Annotated in this window: 21 protein-coding genes; 10 read left to right on the plus strand and 11 right to left on the minus strand. The window is 60.2% G+C overall.

Features of this window, described 5'->3' with window-relative positions; genetic code table 11:
• The first annotated feature begins 319 nt into the window (after nucleotides 1-319).
• Nucleotides 320-592 (plus strand): hypothetical protein, encoded by a 273-nt coding sequence (locus tag HFK74_RS32160; protein ID WP_180207102.1) that lies wholly within the window; start codon nucleotides 320-322, stop codon nucleotides 590-592.
• A 43-nt stretch (nucleotides 593-635) separates the two neighbouring features.
• Here the strand turns inward: HFK74_RS32160 and HFK74_RS33370 are convergent, their stop codons facing one another.
• Nucleotides 636-860 carry a hypothetical protein gene (locus HFK74_RS33370; RefSeq protein ID WP_257230501.1) on the minus strand — a complete coding sequence of 75 codons (225 nt, stop codon included), beginning with the start codon at nucleotides 858-860 and terminating at the stop codon, nucleotides 636-638.
• Nucleotides 861-1,147: 287 nt separating this feature from the next.
• On the opposite strand from HFK74_RS33370, the gene HFK74_RS32170 reads away from it, so the two are divergent.
• Genes HFK74_RS32170 through HFK74_RS32180 form a run of 3 tightly spaced genes read left to right on the plus strand, consistent with a single transcriptional unit; the run spans nucleotide 1,148 to nucleotide 5,102 of the window.
• Complete coding sequence (locus tag HFK74_RS32170) at nucleotides 1,148-2,446, plus strand: exo-alpha-sialidase (RefSeq protein WP_180207104.1); 1,299 nt, start codon at nucleotides 1,148-1,150, stop codon at nucleotides 2,444-2,446.
• Complete coding sequence (locus HFK74_RS32175; RefSeq protein WP_180207105.1) at nucleotides 2,443-3,036, plus strand: hypothetical protein; 594 nt, start codon at nucleotides 2,443-2,445, stop codon at nucleotides 3,034-3,036. Before HFK74_RS32170 ends, HFK74_RS32175 begins: the two co-directional genes overlap by 4 nt.
• Nucleotides 3,037-3,068: 32 nt before the next feature.
• Complete coding sequence (locus HFK74_RS32180) at nucleotides 3,069-5,102, plus strand: LTA synthase family protein (RefSeq protein WP_180207106.1); 2,034 nt, start codon at nucleotides 3,069-3,071, stop codon at nucleotides 5,100-5,102.
• A gap of 11 nt (nucleotides 5,103-5,113) precedes the next feature.
• On the opposite strand, the gene HFK74_RS32185 is transcribed toward HFK74_RS32180, so the two are convergent.
• From HFK74_RS32185 to HFK74_RS32200, 4 genes are all read right to left on the minus strand, one after another.
• The gene (locus tag HFK74_RS32185) at nucleotides 5,114-5,593 is read right to left on the minus strand and encodes a DUF6130 family protein (RefSeq protein WP_180207107.1); all 480 of its coding nucleotides are present in this window, start codon (nucleotides 5,591-5,593) and stop codon (nucleotides 5,114-5,116) included.
• Nucleotides 5,594-5,605: 12 nt separating this feature from the next.
• Nucleotides 5,606-6,280, minus strand: a complete 675-nt coding sequence (locus HFK74_RS32190; RefSeq protein ID WP_180207108.1) for an NADPH-dependent F420 reductase — start codon at nucleotides 6,278-6,280, stop codon at nucleotides 5,606-5,608.
• Between the two features lie 214 nt (nucleotides 6,281-6,494).
• Nucleotides 6,495-7,001, minus strand: a complete 507-nt coding sequence (locus HFK74_RS32195; RefSeq protein WP_180207109.1) for a hypothetical protein — start codon at nucleotides 6,999-7,001, stop codon at nucleotides 6,495-6,497.
• 94 nt (nucleotides 7,002-7,095) lie between these two features.
• Nucleotides 7,096-7,557 (minus strand): anti-virulence regulator CigR family protein, encoded by a 462-nt coding sequence (locus tag HFK74_RS32200; RefSeq protein WP_180207110.1) that lies wholly within the window; start codon nucleotides 7,555-7,557, stop codon nucleotides 7,096-7,098.
• A gap of 167 nt (nucleotides 7,558-7,724) precedes the next feature.
• Between HFK74_RS32200 and HFK74_RS32205 the strand changes: the two genes are divergently transcribed.
• The gene (locus tag HFK74_RS32205) at nucleotides 7,725-8,459 is read left to right on the plus strand and encodes a metallophosphoesterase (RefSeq protein ID WP_180207111.1); all 735 of its coding nucleotides are present in this window, start codon (nucleotides 7,725-7,727) and stop codon (nucleotides 8,457-8,459) included.
• A gap of 63 nt (nucleotides 8,460-8,522) precedes the next feature.
• Here HFK74_RS32205 and HFK74_RS32210 read toward each other — a convergent pair whose 3' ends face one another.
• Entirely contained in the window at nucleotides 8,523-8,690 is a 168-nt protein-coding gene (locus HFK74_RS32210; RefSeq protein ID WP_180207112.1) for a hypothetical protein, read from the minus strand.
• Nucleotides 8,691-8,930: 240 nt separating this feature from the next.
• Between HFK74_RS32210 and HFK74_RS33375 the strand changes: the two genes are divergently transcribed.
• Entirely contained in the window at nucleotides 8,931-9,134 is a 204-nt protein-coding gene (locus tag HFK74_RS33375) for a hypothetical protein (protein ID WP_257230502.1), read from the plus strand.
• A gap of 139 nt (nucleotides 9,135-9,273) precedes the next feature.
• Here HFK74_RS33375 and HFK74_RS32215 read toward each other — a convergent pair whose 3' ends face one another.
• Genes HFK74_RS32215 through HFK74_RS32230 form a run of 4 tightly spaced genes read right to left on the minus strand, consistent with a single transcriptional unit; the run spans nucleotide 9,274 to nucleotide 12,856 of the window.
• Nucleotides 9,274-10,125, minus strand: coding sequence for a sugar phosphate isomerase/epimerase (locus tag HFK74_RS32215; RefSeq protein WP_180207113.1), 852 nt, complete (start codon nucleotides 10,123-10,125; stop codon nucleotides 9,274-9,276).
• Nucleotide 10,126: 1 nt separating this feature from the next.
• On the minus strand, nucleotides 10,127-11,368 hold the full coding sequence (locus tag HFK74_RS32220) for an NAD(P)/FAD-dependent oxidoreductase (RefSeq protein WP_180207114.1): 1,242 nt from the start codon (nucleotides 11,366-11,368) through the stop codon (nucleotides 10,127-10,129).
• 18 nt (nucleotides 11,369-11,386) lie between these two features.
• Nucleotides 11,387-11,707 (minus strand): MocE family 2Fe-2S type ferredoxin, encoded by a 321-nt coding sequence (locus HFK74_RS32225; RefSeq protein WP_007994296.1) that lies wholly within the window; start codon nucleotides 11,705-11,707, stop codon nucleotides 11,387-11,389.
• 36 nt (nucleotides 11,708-11,743) lie between these two features.
• Nucleotides 11,744-12,856 (minus strand): fatty acid desaturase family protein, encoded by a 1,113-nt coding sequence (locus HFK74_RS32230; protein WP_180207115.1) that lies wholly within the window; start codon nucleotides 12,854-12,856, stop codon nucleotides 11,744-11,746.
• Nucleotides 12,857-13,038: 182 nt separating this feature from the next.
• Here HFK74_RS32230 and HFK74_RS32235 point away from each other — a divergent pair, with 182 nt between their 5' ends.
• Nucleotides 13,039-14,088, plus strand: a complete 1,050-nt coding sequence (locus HFK74_RS32235; RefSeq protein ID WP_180207116.1) for a substrate-binding domain-containing protein — start codon at nucleotides 13,039-13,041, stop codon at nucleotides 14,086-14,088.
• 512 nt (nucleotides 14,089-14,600) lie between these two features.
• Here HFK74_RS32235 and HFK74_RS32240 read toward each other — a convergent pair.
• The gene (locus tag HFK74_RS32240) at nucleotides 14,601-16,622 is read right to left on the minus strand and encodes a sigma-54-dependent Fis family transcriptional regulator (protein ID WP_180207117.1); all 2,022 of its coding nucleotides are present in this window, start codon (nucleotides 16,620-16,622) and stop codon (nucleotides 14,601-14,603) included.
• 194 nt (nucleotides 16,623-16,816) lie between these two features.
• Between HFK74_RS32240 and HFK74_RS32245 the strand changes: the two genes are divergently transcribed.
• The 3 genes from HFK74_RS32245 (at nucleotide 16,817) to HFK74_RS32255 (ending at nucleotide 19,643) form a co-directional block, all read left to right on the plus strand.
• Nucleotides 16,817-17,839 carry a Gfo/Idh/MocA family oxidoreductase gene (locus HFK74_RS32245; RefSeq protein ID WP_180207118.1) on the plus strand — a complete coding sequence of 341 codons (1,023 nt, stop codon included), beginning with the start codon at nucleotides 16,817-16,819 and terminating at the stop codon, nucleotides 17,837-17,839.
• Nucleotides 17,836-18,624: a TIM barrel protein gene (locus HFK74_RS32250; protein WP_180207119.1), complete on the plus strand. Its 789-nt coding sequence runs from the start codon at nucleotides 17,836-17,838 to the stop codon at nucleotides 18,622-18,624. The genes HFK74_RS32245 and HFK74_RS32250 overlap by 4 nt, the downstream gene beginning before the upstream one ends.
• 92 nt (nucleotides 18,625-18,716) lie before the next feature.
• On the plus strand, nucleotides 18,717-19,643 hold the full coding sequence (locus HFK74_RS32255) for a sugar ABC transporter substrate-binding protein (protein WP_180207120.1): 927 nt from the start codon (nucleotides 18,717-18,719) through the stop codon (nucleotides 19,641-19,643).
• The last annotated feature ends 247 nt before the right edge of the window (nucleotides 19,644-19,890 follow it).

A 19,890-nucleotide genomic window follows, 5' to 3' on the forward strand; every position in this document is an offset into this window, starting at 1 on the left:
GGGCAAGAGCCCTTGGTTACTTGGGGCTTTTCCAAGTGACTCGCTGTAAGAGCGAAACCATAAGCGGCCGTTACCGCAGGAATGGATATGTACACCTGAAAGACAATCATCGAATGTCAGGGCGCCTTCGCCGGCAAGCCGGGCTCCTACAGTAAAACGGGTACAGCCGCGAGCGATCGGTCGGCTGTCAGGCCGCCATCGCTGCAATGCGGAGCCCAGACAAATAAGCCCCCCGCCTTGCCGCTCGTCCGCCACTACGCACCTTCCCATGAGTCGGCCTTCCAATGCAGTACATCCCCTCGCACGGAAGACTCAAACGATGAACATAACCCTCGCCACTCTCATGCTCACGGGCCTGCTGTCGACCTCGCCGCTGTTCGTGCAGGCCAGCGAGAAAACCACCGAGGACGCAACGATTCCACCTTCGGCACTTCCCGGGCTCAACCAGCCTGAATCCAACGAAGAAAAGGCCGATAAAAAGGGCGAGGAAGCGGCGGGTTCAAACGCCGGTGCCGACGCGCACGCCATAAAGAAAGACGCAGCATCGGAGGATGACGGGGAGAATCAAAGGGGTAGCAAGTCGGGAAGCTGACCAACCCCTACCCCTACCCCTCTTTCAAAAGACCCCGGATGTATCAGTCGTCCCGGTCGTCACGATCGCGATAACGACGGTTGTCGCGATCATCGTCACGACGATCGTATCGATGGTCATAGCCTCGATCATCATCCCGGTCATAGCCACGGCGATGATCATGATCTTGATATCGGCCGTACCTTTCTCCGTCTTCCCAGTGAGGTCCGCAGCCTCCCAGCAAGAGCAGGCTGGAAAGGGCCAGGGTCATCATTACTGCGCGATTCATTTGAGCATCCTGAAGGTCGGGGGTAAGAGGGTTTCAGCCGTGGAAAATCCCGAACGACGTTGAAACCCTGTCTATGACCATTCAGTAACTCAATGATTCCGTTGGCAAATACAACTAGTTGGCATGCGCGTGGCGCGGGCTTTTTCGGCCCTGAAAAAATTGCCCCTGGAGCGTTTACTCAATTTTGCAGGCAACAGCCTGCGCAACAAAAATTCTTACAATCCAATCATGTACTAAAGTCTAAGGTTGGGTGTTCTAATGGGCCTTGAAATGCCAAAGGCTCAATAATGCGCATCAAATTTCCCGGCATTCCTGCATTCGGCATCTACCTTGCCCTGGTTTGCCTGTTCGCGGCTGCATGGATCACCCACCCGGCCCCCGAGCATTCGCCCTTTGCCCTGATCAATCCGGTCACGACCGTGGCGGACAAGGAAGCCAGACCCATCTATTCCAGCCGTTTCGCCTCCTCAGGGCTGGTGGACTTCGTGCATTCCGCGGCAGTCACTGCCCTGCCCGATGGTAGCCTGATGGCGGTCTGGTTCGCTGGCACACGCGAAGGCGCAGCCGATGTGCAGGTGCGCTCCGCCCGTTTCGACCCGGGCACCGGTGAGTGGGGAGAGGAACAGGTCATGGCGACCCGGGACTCGACCCAGCAAAGCACGCGAAAGTACATCCGCAAACTGGGCAACCCGGTGATTGCCCTCGCGCCGGACAACCGCCTATGGCTGTTCTACGTTTCCGTCTCCATGGGCGGCTGGGCCGGTAGCGCAGTCAATGTGATGGTTTCAGACGACTTTGGCGGGCATTGGTCGGCACCGCGCCAATTGATCACTTCACCTTTCCTGAATATCAGCACCCTGGTCCGGTCGGCACCGGTGTTTCATGCCGACGGCTCCATAGGCTTGCCAGTTTATCACGAATTCCTCGGCAAGTTTGCCGAGTACCTGTACTTGAGCGCAGACGGTGTGGTGATCGACAAATTCCGCATCAGCCACGGTAATAATTCGCTGCAACCGGCGATTGTTCCGCTGGATGGCCAACGCGGCATCGCCTTGTTGCGTTATGCCGGTGACACCCACCATCGGGTCCTGGCGAGCCGCACCGAAGATGCCGGGCAAAACTGGAGCGAACCTTATCCGCTGGTTCCTTCGAACCCCAATTCCTCGCTGGCCGCCGTTGCGACGCCCGAACACGGGTTGCTGGTAGCACTCAATGACCTGAAAGAGGGGCGCTTCAAGCTGAGCCTGTATGTCACCAATGCGAAAATGGACGATTGGCGCCTGCTGCACGACCTGGACAAATCACCGGACCCAGAGGGCGATCCGTATACCCCCCTGGTCTACAAGGAAATCATCGGCAAACAATTCCGTGGCTCCAGTGGCAAGTTGCGCCAGGCGCTGGAGGGGCAATTTCTCGCCAACCTCGACAAACGTGTGTGTAAAAGCCAGGAATGCGAGTTTGAATATGAATACCCCTACTTCATCCGCAGTCCCGACGGGATGTATCACTTGGTTTATTCCTGGAACAACACCTTCATTAAACACGTCACCTTCAACGATGCCTGGCTGGCCGAGCGTCTCCAATGATTAACCTGTGGCAGGCCCATGCCAGCTTCGCGATGATCATCTTCCTGTTGCTGCCATCTTTCGGCCTGGACAGGACCTGGCGCATCGCGCTGCTGCTTGCCTTGCTGGCCGCCAGCTTCATACCGCTGGGCGGGTTGTCGCTGGCCGCTTACCTGCGCAGCCATATCGACGACCTTGCGATCACCTCAATGGTGTTCATGGCGTGGGGGTGTTTGCGCAGGCTAGATCTGCTGCCGCCTGAGCGGCAGGGTCAAACCAGCGTATTGATCCTCTTCGCCACCCTGGCCCTGGTGCTGTACCCGGCAACCCTGGGCCTGAGCGACCTGGACCCTTACCGGCGGGGCTACAGCCCGCGGCCACTGTTGTTGCTCGTGGCACTGATGACGCTGGGCCTGTTCTATCTGCGTCATTACCTGGCCGTGGTGATCTTGACCTGCGCGACCCTGGCTTTCATCGCCGGGATCAAACCTTCCCACAACTATTGGGATTACCTGGTCGATCCGCTGCTGGGCCTGTATTGCTGCCTGGCGTTGCTGATACTAGGGGCGCGTTGGGCGTATCGCCGACTCATCACCCTGTGCGGCACTTGAAACTCAAAAAAATCTTAATTAAGGAAACGGGCATGGGCTGGCTGAAATCGAGACGTCTGCATTACTGGCTGGGCGCAACAGCGATCGCCTTCGTCCTGTTTGCCCTGCTGCGGGTGGTGTTCTTTTTCGGCTTTTCCGGTTTCGACGCCAAAGCCCTGGGTGACGATCATGTGCTGACAACCCTGGGCATCGGCTTTCGGTTCGACTTGCGCCTGGCCATCCTGATGATGCTGCCGCTGGCGTTGCTGGCCTGGATCCCGCGCTGGAACCTTGTCGGCAGCCGCCTCCTGCGTGGCATCGCCCGCCTGTACCTGGTCGCCGTCCTCAGCGCTGTGCTGCTGATCTACATCATCGATTTTGGCCATTACGCCTACCTCGGCGTGAGGATCAACGCCACGGTGCTGCGCTTCATCGAGGATGCGCAAATATCCCGTGACATGATCTGGCAAACCTACCCGGTCATCTGGATCTCACTGGGCTGGCTGGCAACCGTCGCGTTGGTGACACTGGCCCTGGTGCGTCTGGAGCGCATCACGCTGGACCGTCCGCGCAAAACCATTCACCCGCTCTCCGCGACATGGGGCGGTGCGGTGATGGTGGTGCTGGTGTTGCTGGGTATCCTGGGTCGTGTCGAACACCTGAACCTCGAAAACCCCGTGCCGCTGCGCTGGAGCGATGCGTTCTTCTCGGGCAACAACCAGATCGCCGCGCTGGGCCTGAACCCGGTGATTTTCTTCTACGACACCGTCAAGGTCGGCCAGTCGCGCTATGACGAAGCACAGGTGCGCGAACATTACGCGGTCATGGCCCACTATCTGGGCGTCGACAAACCTGATCCGCAGACCCTCGACTTCGTCCGCCACCAGGCGCCACAACCCTACAAAATCCCGGGTTCGCGGCCACCGAACGTGATGTTCGTCATGCTCGAGTCGCTGGGCACCAGCGCTGTCGGGGCCTATGGCAACCCGATCAATCCAACGCCGAATATCGATCGCCTGGCCACGCAGAGCTGGTTCTTCAAGCATTTCTATGTGCCGGTCACGGGTACGGCCAAAACCGTCTGGGCCAGCATTACCGGGGTGCCTGACGTCACTCGACAGGAAACCGCGACGCGTAACCCACTGATCACCCGGCAAAACACCCTGATCAACGCCTTCACCGGCTACGACAAGATCTACACCATCGGCGGCAACTCCGGCTGGGCCAACATGAATGCCCTGATCCGGCAAAGCATCGATGGCGTTCGCCTGTTCGACGAGCGCGACTGGAAATCCCCGGTGGTGGATGTGTGGGGCATCTCGGATCTGGACTTGTTCAAGGAAACCGACCAGATCCTGCAAGCGTTGCCCAAGGACAAACCGTTCTTCGCCTATGTGCAAACGGCCGGCAACCATCGCCCCTTCACGATTCCAAAGAGCAATGACGGATTCGAGGTCAAGCACCCTACCCTGGAACAGGTCCAGGCCGCAGGCTCGCGCAGTGTCGAGCAATACAACGCCGTGCGCCTGCTGGACTTCAACATCGGACGCCTGATGGAAATCGCCAAGGCCGGCGGCTGGTACGAAAGCACCATCTTCGTGCTGTTCGGCGACCACAACACCCGTATTGCCCAGATCCCCTTCCTGGCCCCGGCCTACGAGCAACTGGGCCTGGAAAGCAACGCGGTGCCGATGATCATCCACGCGCCAGGCATGATCGGGACGCGCAAGGTCGAGGAAGCCGTCGGCCTGGTGGACCTGCTGCCAACCGTGGCGGGCATGGCTGGCCTGGAGTTTCGCAACAGCGGCATGGGCCGCGATATCCAGCAGCCCGCGCCCGAAGGCGAACGCGTGGTGCCATTGGTGTTGCGTGAAGGCACCTTCCCGCTGATTGCCGGCGTGACGCAACACTACATGGTGCAGATGGAGCACGATGGCAGCTCGCCAACCCTGCATGACCTGGCCTCACCGACGCCGCTGGACAACGTCGCCGGGCAAAACCCCGAGGAGTTCAAGCGGCTGTCACGGTTGACCCGCGCCATGCATGAAACCTCGCGGTTGATGCTGTACCAGAACGTGCGCGACTAACCACTTAACAGTTACGGTTTTACGGCGTGCCCCGCGTCAGTGTGAGGGGCGACGGATGGCTCTTTCGGCGGTACTGTAAAACTCACTGTCGCATGGGTGAGGATCCTGTGCGTCGGGTCGGCCACTTCAAGCAGAACCTTGTGGGTGCCGGGGGTCAGTCCGACCAGGATGATCGGGTCTTCACTGGTGTGCGCCCATGTACCTTTCCAGTCGTCGACGGTCACGTGAAGGTGACCCAGGCGTGGGGATACATCGGCAGCCGCCTTGCCGAATACCGGCATGATCCTGGCCTGCTCCGTTCGATACTGGATAATGACGACGCCGCGGGCGAGCGGCTCGGGAAGCGGCGGATAGGCAATGAGCCTTGGGGCCGTCTCGGATTCCAATGGCAGAATTGCCGGTGGGTGATCGGTGTCTGCCGCCCCTTGACCGAACGCTGCCGTGCAAAACAACACACCCCAGGCAATGGCCAACAGATTTGCGCAAGCCATGGTGGATTTCTCCTAAAGACCGACTTTGCTCTTGAGTTCGGCTTCGTTCCAAAGGCCGCTGAGCGGGCCGCCAGGCAAACCTTCATTGGCTCGCGCCAGCGGGAAAATGACCGGTAAAAACCCGGCGTCGCGCACCAACCGGGCGCCCATGTCCCGGGCCTGGGCGTCGTCGGCGAAAATCGCAATCGCCTTGTCTTTGCCGGACTGGTCTTTCATCGATGCATAGCCTATGGCGTTGAACGCCCGCACCAGGCGTATTCCAGGCAGGTATTGCTGGTCCGCCGAGGCGACACCCATCTCCAGCGCCTTGCGCCCGACCTCTGCGTCACGGCCGCTGAACGGGTTGCTGGTGCTCAACACCACCTTGCCGCCCAGCTTGCCCTGGAGCTGTTCGGACAGCTCTGGCATCGCGCCATAGGGAACACTCAACACGATCACATCGCCCCAGGTCGCGGCATCGCTCACCGAGCCCGCCTGGGCGTTGGGGCCGGCGCTATTGACCAGATCGGTCAGCTCCTCGGGGTGGCGTGAGGAGAACATGACCGAGTACCCGGCCTTTACCCAGAGCGTACCCAGCGTACCGCCGACGTTACCGGAACCGATGATGCCGATCTTCAGGGGGTCGGCCATGGCTTGGCTGGCGCACATGACCATGCCGGCGAACATCAAAAAGAGGATTCTGGACATACGCTGTGCTCCTGCGCTGGAAAGCAGTCTCCTGCCCACACGGCAAGAGCCTGCAACACCAAGGTGAAGACTAGCTGCTTATTGCTGATCCTCGAGAGCACTGGGTAAAACGTTTACCGACCTGCGTTACAAAAAAAATCCCGGAAACAGACGTCTCCGGGATTTTTTTGTAAACGCCTGGCCGCTAAAAAGTCGCTTGCCTGGCAGTTTCTGCTCAATGGGATTTTTTTGGCGCGCCGGCTTTACTCAGTCCCTTCGCGTTGTGATCGCCCGGCGTCGACGCCGAAATAGCCCTGGCCTTATCCAGGCCGCGGGTATCTTTGGAGTGGGCAATGCCTGAAGTCGTGGTGCCGTGGCCATTGTCACTATTACGATCACTGCCGTAATGGTTGCCACTTATGCCGTGGTCGCGAACCGACTTGCCGGCATGATCACTGCTCAAACCCTCGCCGCGGCCGTTACTGCCGGAGTGACCCGAACCACTGTGGCCGCCGCCATTGCCGCCGCTGTGACCACCGCCGTTTCCGCCGCCATGCCCACCGCCATTTCCGCCGCCGTGGCCACCACCACCACCACCACCACCACCACCACCACCACCACCACCACCCTCTTTCGCATAGGCGGCATTCATGATGGACAGGTCAGCAGGGAGTAACGGGGCGGCTGCAAGCATCAGGGCGCATGACATTACAGCAACGAGACTCTTGTTTTTAAAAAGCATGATTGCTTCCGTGAGGGTTGATTACGCGTACCTTATGACGCGTAATCCCCAAGACAGTTCAAGTCCCGCGACGGACGGAATGCGCCAGCAGGAATCAATCGAAAGCGCCGTTGAGCACTTCATAGATAAGACCGGTAGCGATTGCCACCAGAATCAAGTCAGTGCCCGCCTGCTGCCATTCATACCCGTCATAATGCGGCAGACTGCCGATCAGCCGGCCATCGAGTTTTTTGGCAATCCCAGGCGGAAGCGGTTTACCGCGGGCGAGGTTCTTTTGAATGCCGGGTGGTAACGCAGGTCCGGGGCTCCAGTAGTCCCGATGCCCATCGACAATACCGATAATGCTTCCCCGATTGATGCTTGGGCCATTGTCCCAATCACCGCCTCCTGAATGCTTCCCTTTGTTGCCCTGGCTGCCATGCTCCTGGCTGTTTTGCGAATTGCCCTTTGCGTTTCCCTGCCCCTTGCCATTACCTGGATCGGCCAATGCCGGCGTCGAGGCGCCAACCAATGCAACACAGGCAATAGCGGCAATCAACGAGCGATGTCTGAACATATCCGTTCTCTCAGTAAGGGAATACTCCCTCGAATGTAGACCCTTCGAAGCGAAGCCATGCCAAATTTTAAACAAACGACTGTGACACGGACCACAACCCTGGCGCATGCTTAAGCGGTGATCGACGAGTAACAAAAGCAACGCCTTCTGCCGTACCGGAGTGCCCCATGATCGCAACCATCGAGGTGCCGCGCATCCAGCGCTTCGCTGCAAACACCGCTGGCCGGGATTTCGCGGCAGGTGACATTCACGGGCACTTCACCCGGTTGCAGGCTGCGCTGGATACGGTCGGTTTCGATCCCGTTGTCGACCGCCTGTTCAGCGTCGGAGACCTGATCGATCGCGGCCCTGAGTGCCGAGACGTCCTGGACTGGCTGGCCAAGCCATGGTTTCACCCGGTGTGCGGCAACCATGACGACTTCGTGGTGCACTTCGACACGTGCGACGTCTTCAGCTGGATCTGCAACGGCGGGTCATGGTTCACCGAGCTGTCGCCGTTGGAGCAGCAAACGTTCGCGCTGCAGTTCGCCAAGCTGCCGATTGCCATCGAGATCGAGACGCCTGGTGGATGGGTCGCGATCATTCACGCCGATTGCCCCGTGCCATCATGGGATCAACTGCGCACCGAACTCGAATCCCCTGAAAGCGACAAGCAGCTGCGACTCGTGCAGCTGCGCTGCATGTGGTCACGCACCCGGATCCAGGCCGGCGATACCGGGGGCGTCGAAGGACTTCGCGCCCTGGTGGTCGGCCATACACCACTCAAGCAAGCTGTAGTGCTGGGCAACGTGTACCACATCGACACAGGCGGCTGGATGGACGGTCATTTCACATTGCTGGATCTTGCAAACCTGCGGTGCTACCCGCCGATTGATCCTGAACCGGGTTTCGACTGGGCGTAACCCTCTTCTACCGCCATGATGTACGGCATGCAGCATGCCAAACCCAAAGAAGATCTTGTCGACCTAATCCTCTTGATCAATCGAATCAAGGTAGTCCAAGTCATCTTCTTCGTCATCATCATCGTCAAGAATGCCTTGGGCGTCTTCTTCAACCCAGGGTTCTTCATCGTGAAATTCATGATCGAGCAGATGGTCGTGCTCGGGCTCAGGAATATCAATCTCATCGCTCATTTACGTTTCCTGCGTTGACTGAACTGTGCATTGGGCACCTATATAGGCGTGCCCTGCCCTTCAGTCAATGCTGTAGTGATTCAATGACATCGGCTGCGCCCGTGACACACGCGTGAAAATCGGCAGCACGGTCAAGACCGTCGGTTAATATGCGCTTTTCACCAATTTCTCTACTGAGATGAGCGCCGAAGAATGTCCGATCGTCGGCGTTTTCGCTCGAGCACTTGAGCAACTTTGACCATGCCTAAAAAGCCACAGACAGACACCCCAACAGCAACCGCTGCGGACATTGAAAGAGCTATCCAGGCCCTGAACAAAATGGCTGAACGACTATGGGGGGATGACCGGGAAGCAGAGGCCAAAGCCCTCCTCGATGCCTTGGACGCATTGAACCGGGCGCTTGACCGGATCAGGATTGGCGAGAGTCGCAAGACTCTCCATTGAGAGAAAAATCCGGCCTGCACGTGATGTGCGCACTCCCGTCACGACTTCGTCACACTGGCCGGGCACACTGCAATCAGCCAAAGGGAGTTGGCTACGTGATTGGAAAGCCCGACCCAGTGTCGGGCTTTTTCATTTGCGCTCAGCGCCCCCCATGCACAGGTCTCACTTGGCAATCGTTCCAGACCCCACGCATCAGCTCCTTCAACATCAATGCCTCCGCCCAGCGATCCGTAATGTCATGCCCATCAGCCCCAGTGATCGCATAAGGCGGCGGACCCAGTTCGCAGGTGAAGGACAGGCTGTCGGGTGTGTCCGGGCGGGCCAGCCAATCCTCGATCCCGTAGCGCCACCAGCCCAGGAACCGGTCCAGCCAGGGTCGATGCCGGGCGAAGCTCAAGGGCACCTGGACCTGTTCGCCGTTGGCGACCCGGCCGTGAAAACCCCAACTGTGGCGCAGGATGGCATGGATCTGTTCCTCGTCTTCAGCGGTAGCCGCCTCAGGCAATTCCCGGCCCACGACGTAGTGGGACAAGTCGGCCAACAGTTTGAGGTCGGGCATTTGCGCGAGAATGTCGAGGGTGAACAACAGGTCGCTGGTGAGGCGATAACGGTGGGTCTCCAGCAGGATTGGAAAGTCCACCTGCTCGGCCAGGCGCTGCCAACCTTCGATCAGCTCGATGGCTTGCGCCAGCGTACGCGGCCGCACGTCTGCCTGTAGCGTGAGGTGGTGGCAGCCGTAGCGGGAGACGACATCGAGCGCGGCCGCCAGGTCATCCACGGTCCGGGGGAACAATTGACCTTCGATTTGCAGGCCTTGCGCCTTGGCCGCGGCGCTCAGGCGTGCCGCCTGTGGCGCTACCCAGAAATGGTCGGTGATCCCGTCGAAACCGGCGGCGGCGATTTTCTCCAGTTGCGCTTCAAGGGGAAGGTCGCATTGGCCACGGTGATCCTGCATGGCCCACAAGGACTGAAACACCAGGAATTCGCGCATGTCAGTTCCTCAACAATTGCTTGAGCGATACATCGGCATCGGCTAAAGCGACCACCGAGAGCGCGTTTTGGCTGGCGATCAACCGCTCGCACAACTTGATGTCCTTGGCCACGCTATTGCCCTGGCCCCAGCCGCAAGCCCCTAGCAGACGTTGTTCGGCATCGAGGTAGAACAACAGGAAACCACCGCCCGGGGGTTCCCGGCTCGCCGTCGGTTCGGTGGTCGCGAAGACGCCCACGGTTTGCAGCCCCCAGTCGTACTGATCGGACCAAAAGCCGGGAATGACCTCAAACGGTCGCTCGCCCCCCAGCAGGTTCAGCGCGGCGTGACGGCCCTGGGTTTCGGCGTTGCGCCAGGTTTCCTGGCGCTGGAACCCTCCTTGCGGGTGCAGAGGAAATTCACAGACATCGCCTGCTGCAAAGATGTCCGGCGCACTGGTGCGCAGCTGCGCATCGACACGAATGCCTTGACCCACTTGCAATCCGGCGGCCACGGCCAACCCGGTGTTGGGTTGCATGCCGATGCCCACCACGACCAGGTCGCAGGGCAACACCTGGCCGTCGACCAGCTGCACCGCTTCAGCGCGGGTTGCGCCCTGCACTGTTTCTATCGCCACGTTCAGCCGGACATCCACGCCCTGAAGGCGATGCAGTTCCAGCAGGACACTGGACAATCGCTCCGGCAGGACGCGACCTGCCAGGCGCGGCCCGGCTTCGAGCAAGGTCACCATACAACCCAGGGCACGGGCCGTCGCGGCGACCTCGAGGCCGATAAAGCCACCACCGATGATCACCAATCGGGCGCCGGGTTGCAGCGAATCGCGTAGTGCGACTGCTTCGTCATGGGTGCGCAGATAAAGTACGTTGGGCAGATGCCCGGGCACCGAGGGCAACAGCCGCGCCCTGCCCCCGGTCGCGAGCAACAGGCGGGCGTAATGCAACCAACTGCCGTCGGCCAACTGCAATCGATGCTGCGGCGGGTCGAGTTTTTGCACCGGGTTGCCGGCCAGGTGCTCGATGTCCAGTTCGGCGAGTTGGGCGCTATCGCACAAACTGCAACCCGCCAGTTCAACGGTGCCCTGTAACAAGCCTTTGGACAGCGGCGGACGTTCGTAGGGCGGGTGGGATTCGTCGCCGATCAGGATCAGGCGACCGCGATAACCTTCAGCCCGCAGGGTCAGCGCCGCGCGGCCTCCCGCATGCCCGGCGCCGACGATGACCAGTGGAGCATTGATGGAACTCATGGCACAGACTCCCTGCAATTAAACGGTGATTGCGAGCAGGACACGCCCCGCCTCGACCCGCACCGGATAGGTCTTGAGGTTGACGCACACCGGCGCCCCCAGGGCTTTGCCGGAGCGGTAGTCGAAGCGCCCGTTGTGCTTGGGGCACTCGATGACATGTTCCATCACCAGGCCATCGGCGAGGTGGATGGACTCGTGGGTGCACAGGCCTGCGGTGGCGAAGAACTCGTCGTCTGCGCTGCGGTAGACGGCATAGGTGTGCGGGCCATGGTCGAAACGAATGACGTCCTCTTCATTTATTTCGCCCACGGCACAGACATCGATCCATTGATCGGTCATGGCGTTTTCTCTTGTAGTGGTACAGCCAGGAAGGTGTCAGGCCGGTGTTGTTTCAGCGGGTGCCTGGACGGTCGCGGCAGCTTCTGCACGCGGTGGTAAAGGCCGGCGAATGTGATAATTCGGGTCTTTGCGCTGTTTCAGGATCGTCGGGATGATCTCCCGGAAGGCCTCGTACAGGTTGTCGTAAGGCGGCGGACAGTCGTGGCGGATTTCTTCGTGAAGTTGTGCCAGGGCATGAAAAGGCACCATCGGATACATGTGGTGCTCCAGGTGATAGTTCATGTCGAGGTACATGAAACGCAGTACCGGGTTCATGTAGATCGTGCGGCAGTTGCTGCGGTGATCGAGTACGTCTTCGGCCAGGCCGACATGCTGCGTAAGGCCGAACAGGTAGGAGAGCCAGCCGCCATACAGGGTTGGAAGGCCGATGAACATCAGCGGCAACCAGCTCTGCAAATACAGCGCCGCGCCCACGACAAGCCCATAGATCACCAGCCAGACGCGCGCGTCCCTTTGCACCTTGGGCCACTCGGATTCGGGGATGAAGGTCTGCTCTTCTTCAGCCATTCGCCCGGTCGCATGCCGGCACACCGACCACATCGTCTTGATTGCATAAGGCATTCTGAAGAGGCTCAGCACCATCATGATCAGGCTCGGCGGACGCGGCTCGACGATCTCGGGGTCGCGACCGACGATGATGGTGTCGGTGTGGTGCCGTGCGTGGCTCCAGCGCCAGACCTGGGGTTCGAACATGAACATGAAGCTCGACAGCTGGTAGACCGCATCATTCATCCAGCGGGTTTTGAACGCCGTCCCGTGACCAGCTTCGTGCCAACGGGCATTGGACGCGGTGCCATAGAGCAGGCCATAGACGAAGAAGAACGGAACACAGGCCCATGAGCCCCAGAACCAGTAACCGCCGAACCCGGTCGCGACCATCGCCAGCAACCAGATCGCGGTATCGCGCAAAGCCGGGCCGTCGCGGCGCTGCATTAACTCCTTCATGCGTTTACGGGGAATGGGGGATTGATACCAGTTGGCCGAGACCAGGCCTTTTTGCGCGGCTTTAGCCGCTTCGGGCCCCGTCAACCGATAATCCCGAGGCACGGGTTTAGCGGATTTTCCAGATGCTGCGTGTTGTTCAGGCATTTTATTGTTCTCCGCAAGCTTGATGGTTTAAGGCACTTGCCTGGATGCGCTATCACATCGCTTGGGAAACGATAGAGAGCCCAAAGATTGCCCTCAAGCCCTTGAATACATTCCCTATCAAGCTATCATCCAGGCCCATTGAAGCTTGATAGTTTTCTATCAAGGCGCTTGCGGGGGCCGCCATGAACAACACTAAACGCCCAACCATCGCCACGGTCGCCGAGCGTGCCGGCTTGAGTGTCGCCACCGTCGACCGGGTGCTCAATGCCAGGGCTGCGGTGAACCCGGCTACCGCCGAGCAGGTATTCCAGGCCGCCGAGGCGGTCGGCTATTTCGCGGCCAGGCTGATCGGCCAGCGGATCCGCGAACGGCGCCCCAGTTATCGTTTCGGCATCCTGCTACTCGGCACCGCCCAGGCGTTCTATGCCAACGTTGCCGCTGCCATCACCGAAGCGGCGCAGCGTCAGGCCGGCGCCAACTTAAGCTGTCAATTCGAGTACGTTTTCGATCGCACCCCCGGCGCCATCATTGCCCAGATCGAACAACTGGCAGTGCAGTGCGATGGCCTGGCGGTGGTCAGCTTCGCGCACCCGTTGATCAATGCCGCCATCGCGCAGATCAGGGCCGCGGGTGTGCCAGTGATCGCCCTGCTGTCCGATATCCACGAGGCGGCAAATGAGCCGTACGTCGGTCAGGATAATCATGTCGTCGGACGCACCATGGGATGGTTGCTGGCGCATACCTGCGGTGGCCAGAAAGGCAGCGTCGGAGTACTGCTGGGTGGCCACCGTTTTCTCGGCCATCAGGCGCGGGTGGAGGGGCTGCACAGTTACCTGGCGGAGCACGCCCCCGGGTTGAAGCCACTCGAAGCGGTGATCAACCTGGACAACTGTGACGTCACCGAAGAAGCCACGCTGGAACTGTTGGCGCGCCATGACGACTTGCGGGGATTGTGCGTGGTCGGCGGGGGCGGCGACGGCATCATCAGTGCCTTGTCGCAGTTGCCGAAGCGGCCGAATCTCTGTTGCATCCTGCAGGAATCCACCGAGCTGTCGCGCCAGGCCCTGGCTCAGGGCTTGATCAGCGTGGTCATCGACTCCCAGCCGCGATTGCTGGCGGCGGCGCTGGTGGATTTGCTGGTGGAACTGCAGACCACGCCGGACTTCGATCCGGTTCGGCATCGGGTTCATATTCCGTTGCAGATCATGACCTCGGAAAACGCTCGAGGATGAAGGGGGAGCGGCTCTGTCACGCCCTGAGCCATCGGCGCCTCTACCACCGTTGATCCATGCCGCGTCAAAGCCTCTGGGAGATTGTTGTCTGAGTACATATCCATTGCTGCGGTAACGACCACTTATGGTTCCGCTTTTACAGCGGGTGACTTTGAAAAACGGAACGCCGCCCGGCGCAAAGTAACCAAACGCTCTTGCCCCACCACTCGGTGCCTCGCTGTGGCTCGGCATGCCCTCAGTCCGGCATTGCTCCGTGGGTCGCCCAGATCCAAAGCAAAAGCGAGGCGGCCTTAAAGCCGACCTGACTTTTACGGGGGTACCTAATCCCCTGTAGGAGCCAGGCTTGCCGGCGAACCAGGCGCTGCGGTGTGTTTGTTGTACCGCGTTATCGTTCTTCGCCGGCAAGTCGGATCGCCGCACCGCTGGCTCCTACAGGGAATTGCGTACGGCTCCCGATCAGGTCGGTTTTAAGGCCGCCTCGCCTCGTTTTGGCTTTTGATTTTCTTGCCCCGTCACAGGCTGGGGCCCGAACGAAAAACCTCGGCGTTCAGGCCGAACCGATTCATCTTGTTGTACAACCCGCCACGGGACACATTCAGCTGCCTGGCGGCCAGTCGAATGTTGCCGCGGGTATCCTTCAGGGCCGCGATGATCGCATTCATTTCATGGGAACCAAGGTCCAGTGCGGCCCGGGGTTCGGGCAGGCTTCCCGGCGCAGACGGCCGCGGCCTTTGCTTGATTTCAAGCGGTAGATCAGCCGGCTGGATCAGTTCGGTCACGGCCAGGTTGGTCGCCCGTTCAAGGGTGTTTTCCAGCTCGCGAACATTACCCGGCCAGTGGTAGGCCGAGAGAATATCCAGCGCCTCTGGCGAGATGCCCTGCACCGATTTGCGCAGTGAACGTGCGCAACGACCCAGAAAATGTTGCGCCAGCAAGGGCACGTCCTCGCGACGCATCCTCAGTGGCGGAACTGTCAGATTCAACACATTCAGCCGGTAATAAAGATCCTCACGAAAAGCCCCCTCGGCCACTGCCTGACTCAAGTTGCGGTGAGTGGCGGCGATGATGCGCACGTTCACCTGCTGCGATTTTTTCGCGCCCACCCGCGTCACCTCGCCTTCCTGCAAGACGCGCAGCAGGCTGACCTGGGCATCAAACGACATGTCACCGATTTCATCGAGGAAGATCGTTCCGCCATCGGCCAATTCGAACTTGCCGGCCGAACCACCACGGGCCGATCCGGTGAAGGCGCCCTCGACATGCCCGAACAATTCGCTCTGCACCAGATCTCGCGGAATGGCCCCGCAATTGACCGCCACGAACGGACCACCGCAGCGGTCACTGCCGTTATGAATCGCCTGGGCGAACAACTCCTTGCCAGTGCCGCTTTCGCCCAGGATCAGCGTGGTCGAGTCACTGCGACTGGCGATCCTTCCCAAGTGCAACGCATCCTGAATCGCTCTCGAATTGCCCTGAATGGTTTCGAAGGTGTAGCTGGCCTGAGTGCCGATGATCCGCCGGGTAATTTCCCGGATGCGTCGGTTCTCGCGCAGCGAAACGATGCGCCCGCCCTGCTCCAGTGGGCACACGGACACCAGGCAGGCCAGGAGGCTGCGATCATGCAGCTCGAAAGTGCAATCGAGGTCCCGTATCCCTTCTTGCTGCTGCCCTGCCCCGCCACGCAGCAGAATTTCGCTGGTCAGATCGCTACGGCCCAGGCGCTGGAACGGACTACCGAGCAACTCCAGGCCCACGCGAAACAATTGCCGGGCATAGCGATTGAGCGCCTTGATGCAGCCGCGCTCATCCAGCACCACCAGCCCCTCGTTCAGCACTTCAAGCACGGTTTGTTGTTCTTCCAGCAAAGCCTGCAGCGCCATCTGCCGCGAAACCGCTTCGGCGGCGGCCTGGACGGTGCCCAGGGTATGGAAATGGAACCAGCCGGGCTCTGCGGTCAGGGTCAGCATGGCCAGTGTCCTGCCCTGGGCATCGCGGATCGGCGCGGCGGCACAATGCATGCGCCGTCGACGCAGGCCGACACCGAAGTTCTCTTCGGCCAGCACATACATCAAGCGGTCTTCGGCAAGCGCCAGCCCTGTGCAGTTGGTGCCCTGTACCGACTCCAGCAGCCAGCTGCCCACCGGCGTGAGGTCCAGGCCGCAGAAATACAGCGTCGTCCCGTCGGCATCGGTCAGATTGATATGGCCCCGGGGGTTGTAGGCGAGCAACCCGCGCATGACCTCCGCCGCCGCGGTGATCAACACACGATTGGCCGCCAGCGTTGCTGCCAGCACGTCGGGGGCGACAAAACGGTATTGGCCATCATCGGGATCGAGGCCGGCACGGACGCTGCGCAACCAGGAATCCCAAATAGCCTGCCTGACCCCGGCCGGTCGGTCGGTGCGCCCACCCAGGCACGCCAGCCAGGCTTGCTCCAGCGCAGCGATGGGGCCTTCGCTTAACGACGCCGGACCGAGCGCCGTAATGTAATCGAGGTCTTGCTCGCTGAAGGCCATTGGCTGCGGGATCACCATTCGCTCCTATGTTCACGTTTTTGACATGTCAGTATAGACATGTCATCAGACTGAACACGCATTTCCAGAACTGTTTATTAACTCCTTAAATATCAAACACTTAAGTCTTGGCACAGCGCTTGCTCCCCGACTCTGTACCAGCAAGGACATTCCTGCTGTCGAGTCATTGCACAACAATAAAAGGGAGTCATTTCATGAGTACATCCAAGATCATCCGCCTGGGTCTGATCGGCGCCGGCCGCATGGGCAGCTTTCACGGCCTGACGGCCGCCCGGCACATTCCCGGTGCCTGCCTGGCTGCCATCGCCGACCCGACACCAGGCCAGGCCGCTCGCCTCGCCGCAGAGCTGGGTGTGGAGCGGATCTACACCGATCCTCAGCAATTGCTCGATGACCCGCAAATCGACGGCGTACTGATCGCCGCCCCGGCCCGCAGCCATGCCGAACTGGTGATCAGTGCGGCCCGCGCCGGCAAAGGCGTGTTCTGTGAAAAACCCATGGCCATTACCCTGGACGAAGCCGACCGTGCCATCGCTGCGGCCGCCGATGCGCGAGTGACATTGCAGGTCGGCTTCAACCGCCGCTTTGCCAAGAGCTTCCGCACCGCCCACCTGGATGTGGTCGCCGGCCGGATCGGTACGCCGCAGTTGCTGCGCTCGCTGACCCGCGATCCGGCCCTGAACAATCCCTCCGCCTCACCACAGTGGGTGATCTTCCTTGAAACCCTGATCCATGACTTCGATACCCTGCGCTACCTCAATCCCGGTGCCGAAGCGGTCGAGGTGTTTGTCATGGCCGATGCCCTGATCGCTCCAGAGTTCAAGGACAAGGGGTTGCTCGACACCGCTGTGGTCACGATCCGTTTCGACAACGGCGCCATCGCCACCGCCGAGGCAAATTTCCAGGCGGTGTATGGCTACGACGTTCGGGGCGAAGTGTTCGGCAGCGCCGGCATGCTGAGCATGGGCAGCGTCAATGACTCTGACCTGGTTCGCTACCTGGCCAATGGCATCCAGGCCGACACCCTGCGCCTGGACACCGACCTGCTGCGTGATGCCTACGTGGCCGAGCTCAACCATTTCGTCGACTGCCTGCGCAGCGGCGAAAAACCACTCGCCAGCGGTGAAGATGCCCGCGCGGCACTGGCCATTGCCCGGGCGTGTATCGAGTCCTTCCAGCAAGGCAAGGCGGTGCGCGTACAAGGAGCCCACTCATGAGCTTCATTCCATTCAAACTGGCGATCAGTGCCGAAATGGTGTTCCTCGACCTGCCGTTCACCGAACGGGTCAAACGCATTCACGCGCTGGGCTTCAGCGCCGAAATCTGGGACTGGACGCACAAAGACATCCCGGCGCTTGTCGCCACCGGCGCTGATTTCACCTCCATGACGGGTTACATCTCGGGCAACCTGACCGATCCCGACGACATCCAGCACCTGCTCGACAGCGCACGTGAATCCCTGGCCGTTGCCGCCCAACTGAATTGCCCGAGTCTCAACCTGCATGGCACGGGCCTGGGCGATAAAGGTTTGCCAGTAAAACCCGTGGCTCACACCACCGGGCGCATGTGGTTGAGCGCCTGCAAGACCCTGGAAAAAATCGCTCGCCTGGGCGAAGACGCCGGCCGGGTGTTCCTGCTGGAAAACCTCAATACCGAGGTGGACCACCCCGGCACGCCGTTCGCCCGCGCCGACGATACCCTGGCGTTGATCGAGGCCGTGGGCAGCCCGCATTTGAAGATGAACCTGGACCTTTACCATGCGCAGATTGGCGAAGGGAACCTGATCGAACTGATCCAGCGCGCCGGTAGCGCCATCGGCGAAATCCAGGTCGCTGACGTGCCCGGGCGCATGGAACCGGGCACCGGCGAAATCCATTACCCGGCCATTGCCAAAGCCTTGTTCGGCATGGGATACACCGGTGTCGTCGGGCTGGAGGGCTGGGCCAGCGGCGACAGCGAAGCGGCACTCGAACGTTTCCGGCAAGCGTTCACGCTGGAGTGAGGAACCTGCGGCGCGCTCAGACGTTGATTCCGAGCGCGCCAGCAACTTGAACTTGATGAATGTCGACTGATAACAACAAAAGGAAAACCATCATGCGTCGCTGCTCACTTCTTTTTGCCACGCTGCTACTCGTCTTCAGCCAATGGGCCGCCGCCAGTTATCGCGTCGGTGTCAGCATCGCCAGGGTCGACGACAACTTCATGACCTATGTCCGTAGCGGCCTGGAGGAAGCCGCGAAAAAGGACGGCATCCAGATTCAGTTCGAGGACGCCCAAGGCGATGTGGTTCGCCAGCTCAACCAGGTCCAGGGCTTTCTCAACCAGAAAGTCGATGCGGTGATCGTCTTGCCGGTAGACACCGCCGCCACCGCCAACATGACCCGCGCCGCCGTCGAAGCGCAGACGCCACTGGTCTACGTCAACCGCCACCCGGACGAACGCGTGCTGCCCAAAGGCGTTGTCACCGTGGCGTCGAACGACATCGAGGCCGGTCAACTGCAAATGCGCTACCTGGCAGAAAAACTGGGGGGCAAAGGCACCCTCGCGATCATCATGGGCGACCTCGCGCAAAACGCCACGCACGACCGCACCGAAGGCGTCAAGCAGGTGCTCAAGGACTATCCCGGAATCAAGATTGTCGAACAGCAAAGCGCCGAATGGCAGCGCAACAAAGGCATGGACCTGACCAGTAACTGGCTGCTGGCCGGTACCAGTTTTGATGCCATCGTCGCCAACAATGACGAGATGGCCATCGGCGCCGCCATGGCACTGCAGCAGGCCGGTAAAACCAGGGGCGAGATTGCGATTGTCGGCATCGACGGCCTGCCCGACGGACTGGCGGCGATCAAGCGCGGGATGCTGGTTGCCTCGGTTTTCCAGGACCCCAAGGCCCAGGCGGCCAGCGCATTGCAAGCGGCGATCAAGATGGTCAAGGGTGAGCCGGTCGAGACGGATGTCTGGGTGCCCTTTCAGTTGATCACGCCGGAGCAGGTTGCCGTCTACGAGCAACATTATAAATAGCGCTACACGCTTACCATTGACGCCGCTGATTCCAGGTTCGGAGCAGCGGCGTTTTTTGTTGAGTGGATAGTGTTGTGCGGCATACCGACTAAACACACTGGATTGGGGGGGACGGAGTACATATCCATTGCTGCGGTAACGGCCACCTAGGGTTTCGCCCTTACGGCGACTCACTTTTCCAAACGCCGAAAAGTAAGCAAAAGGCTTTGCCCCACCACTCGGTGCCTCGCTAGGGCTCGGCATGCCC

Origin of the sequence: Pseudomonas sp. SbOxS1 (genome assembly GCF_013416725.1) — a bacterium.
Lineage (GTDB): Bacteria > Pseudomonadota > Gammaproteobacteria > Pseudomonadales > Pseudomonadaceae > Aquipseudomonas.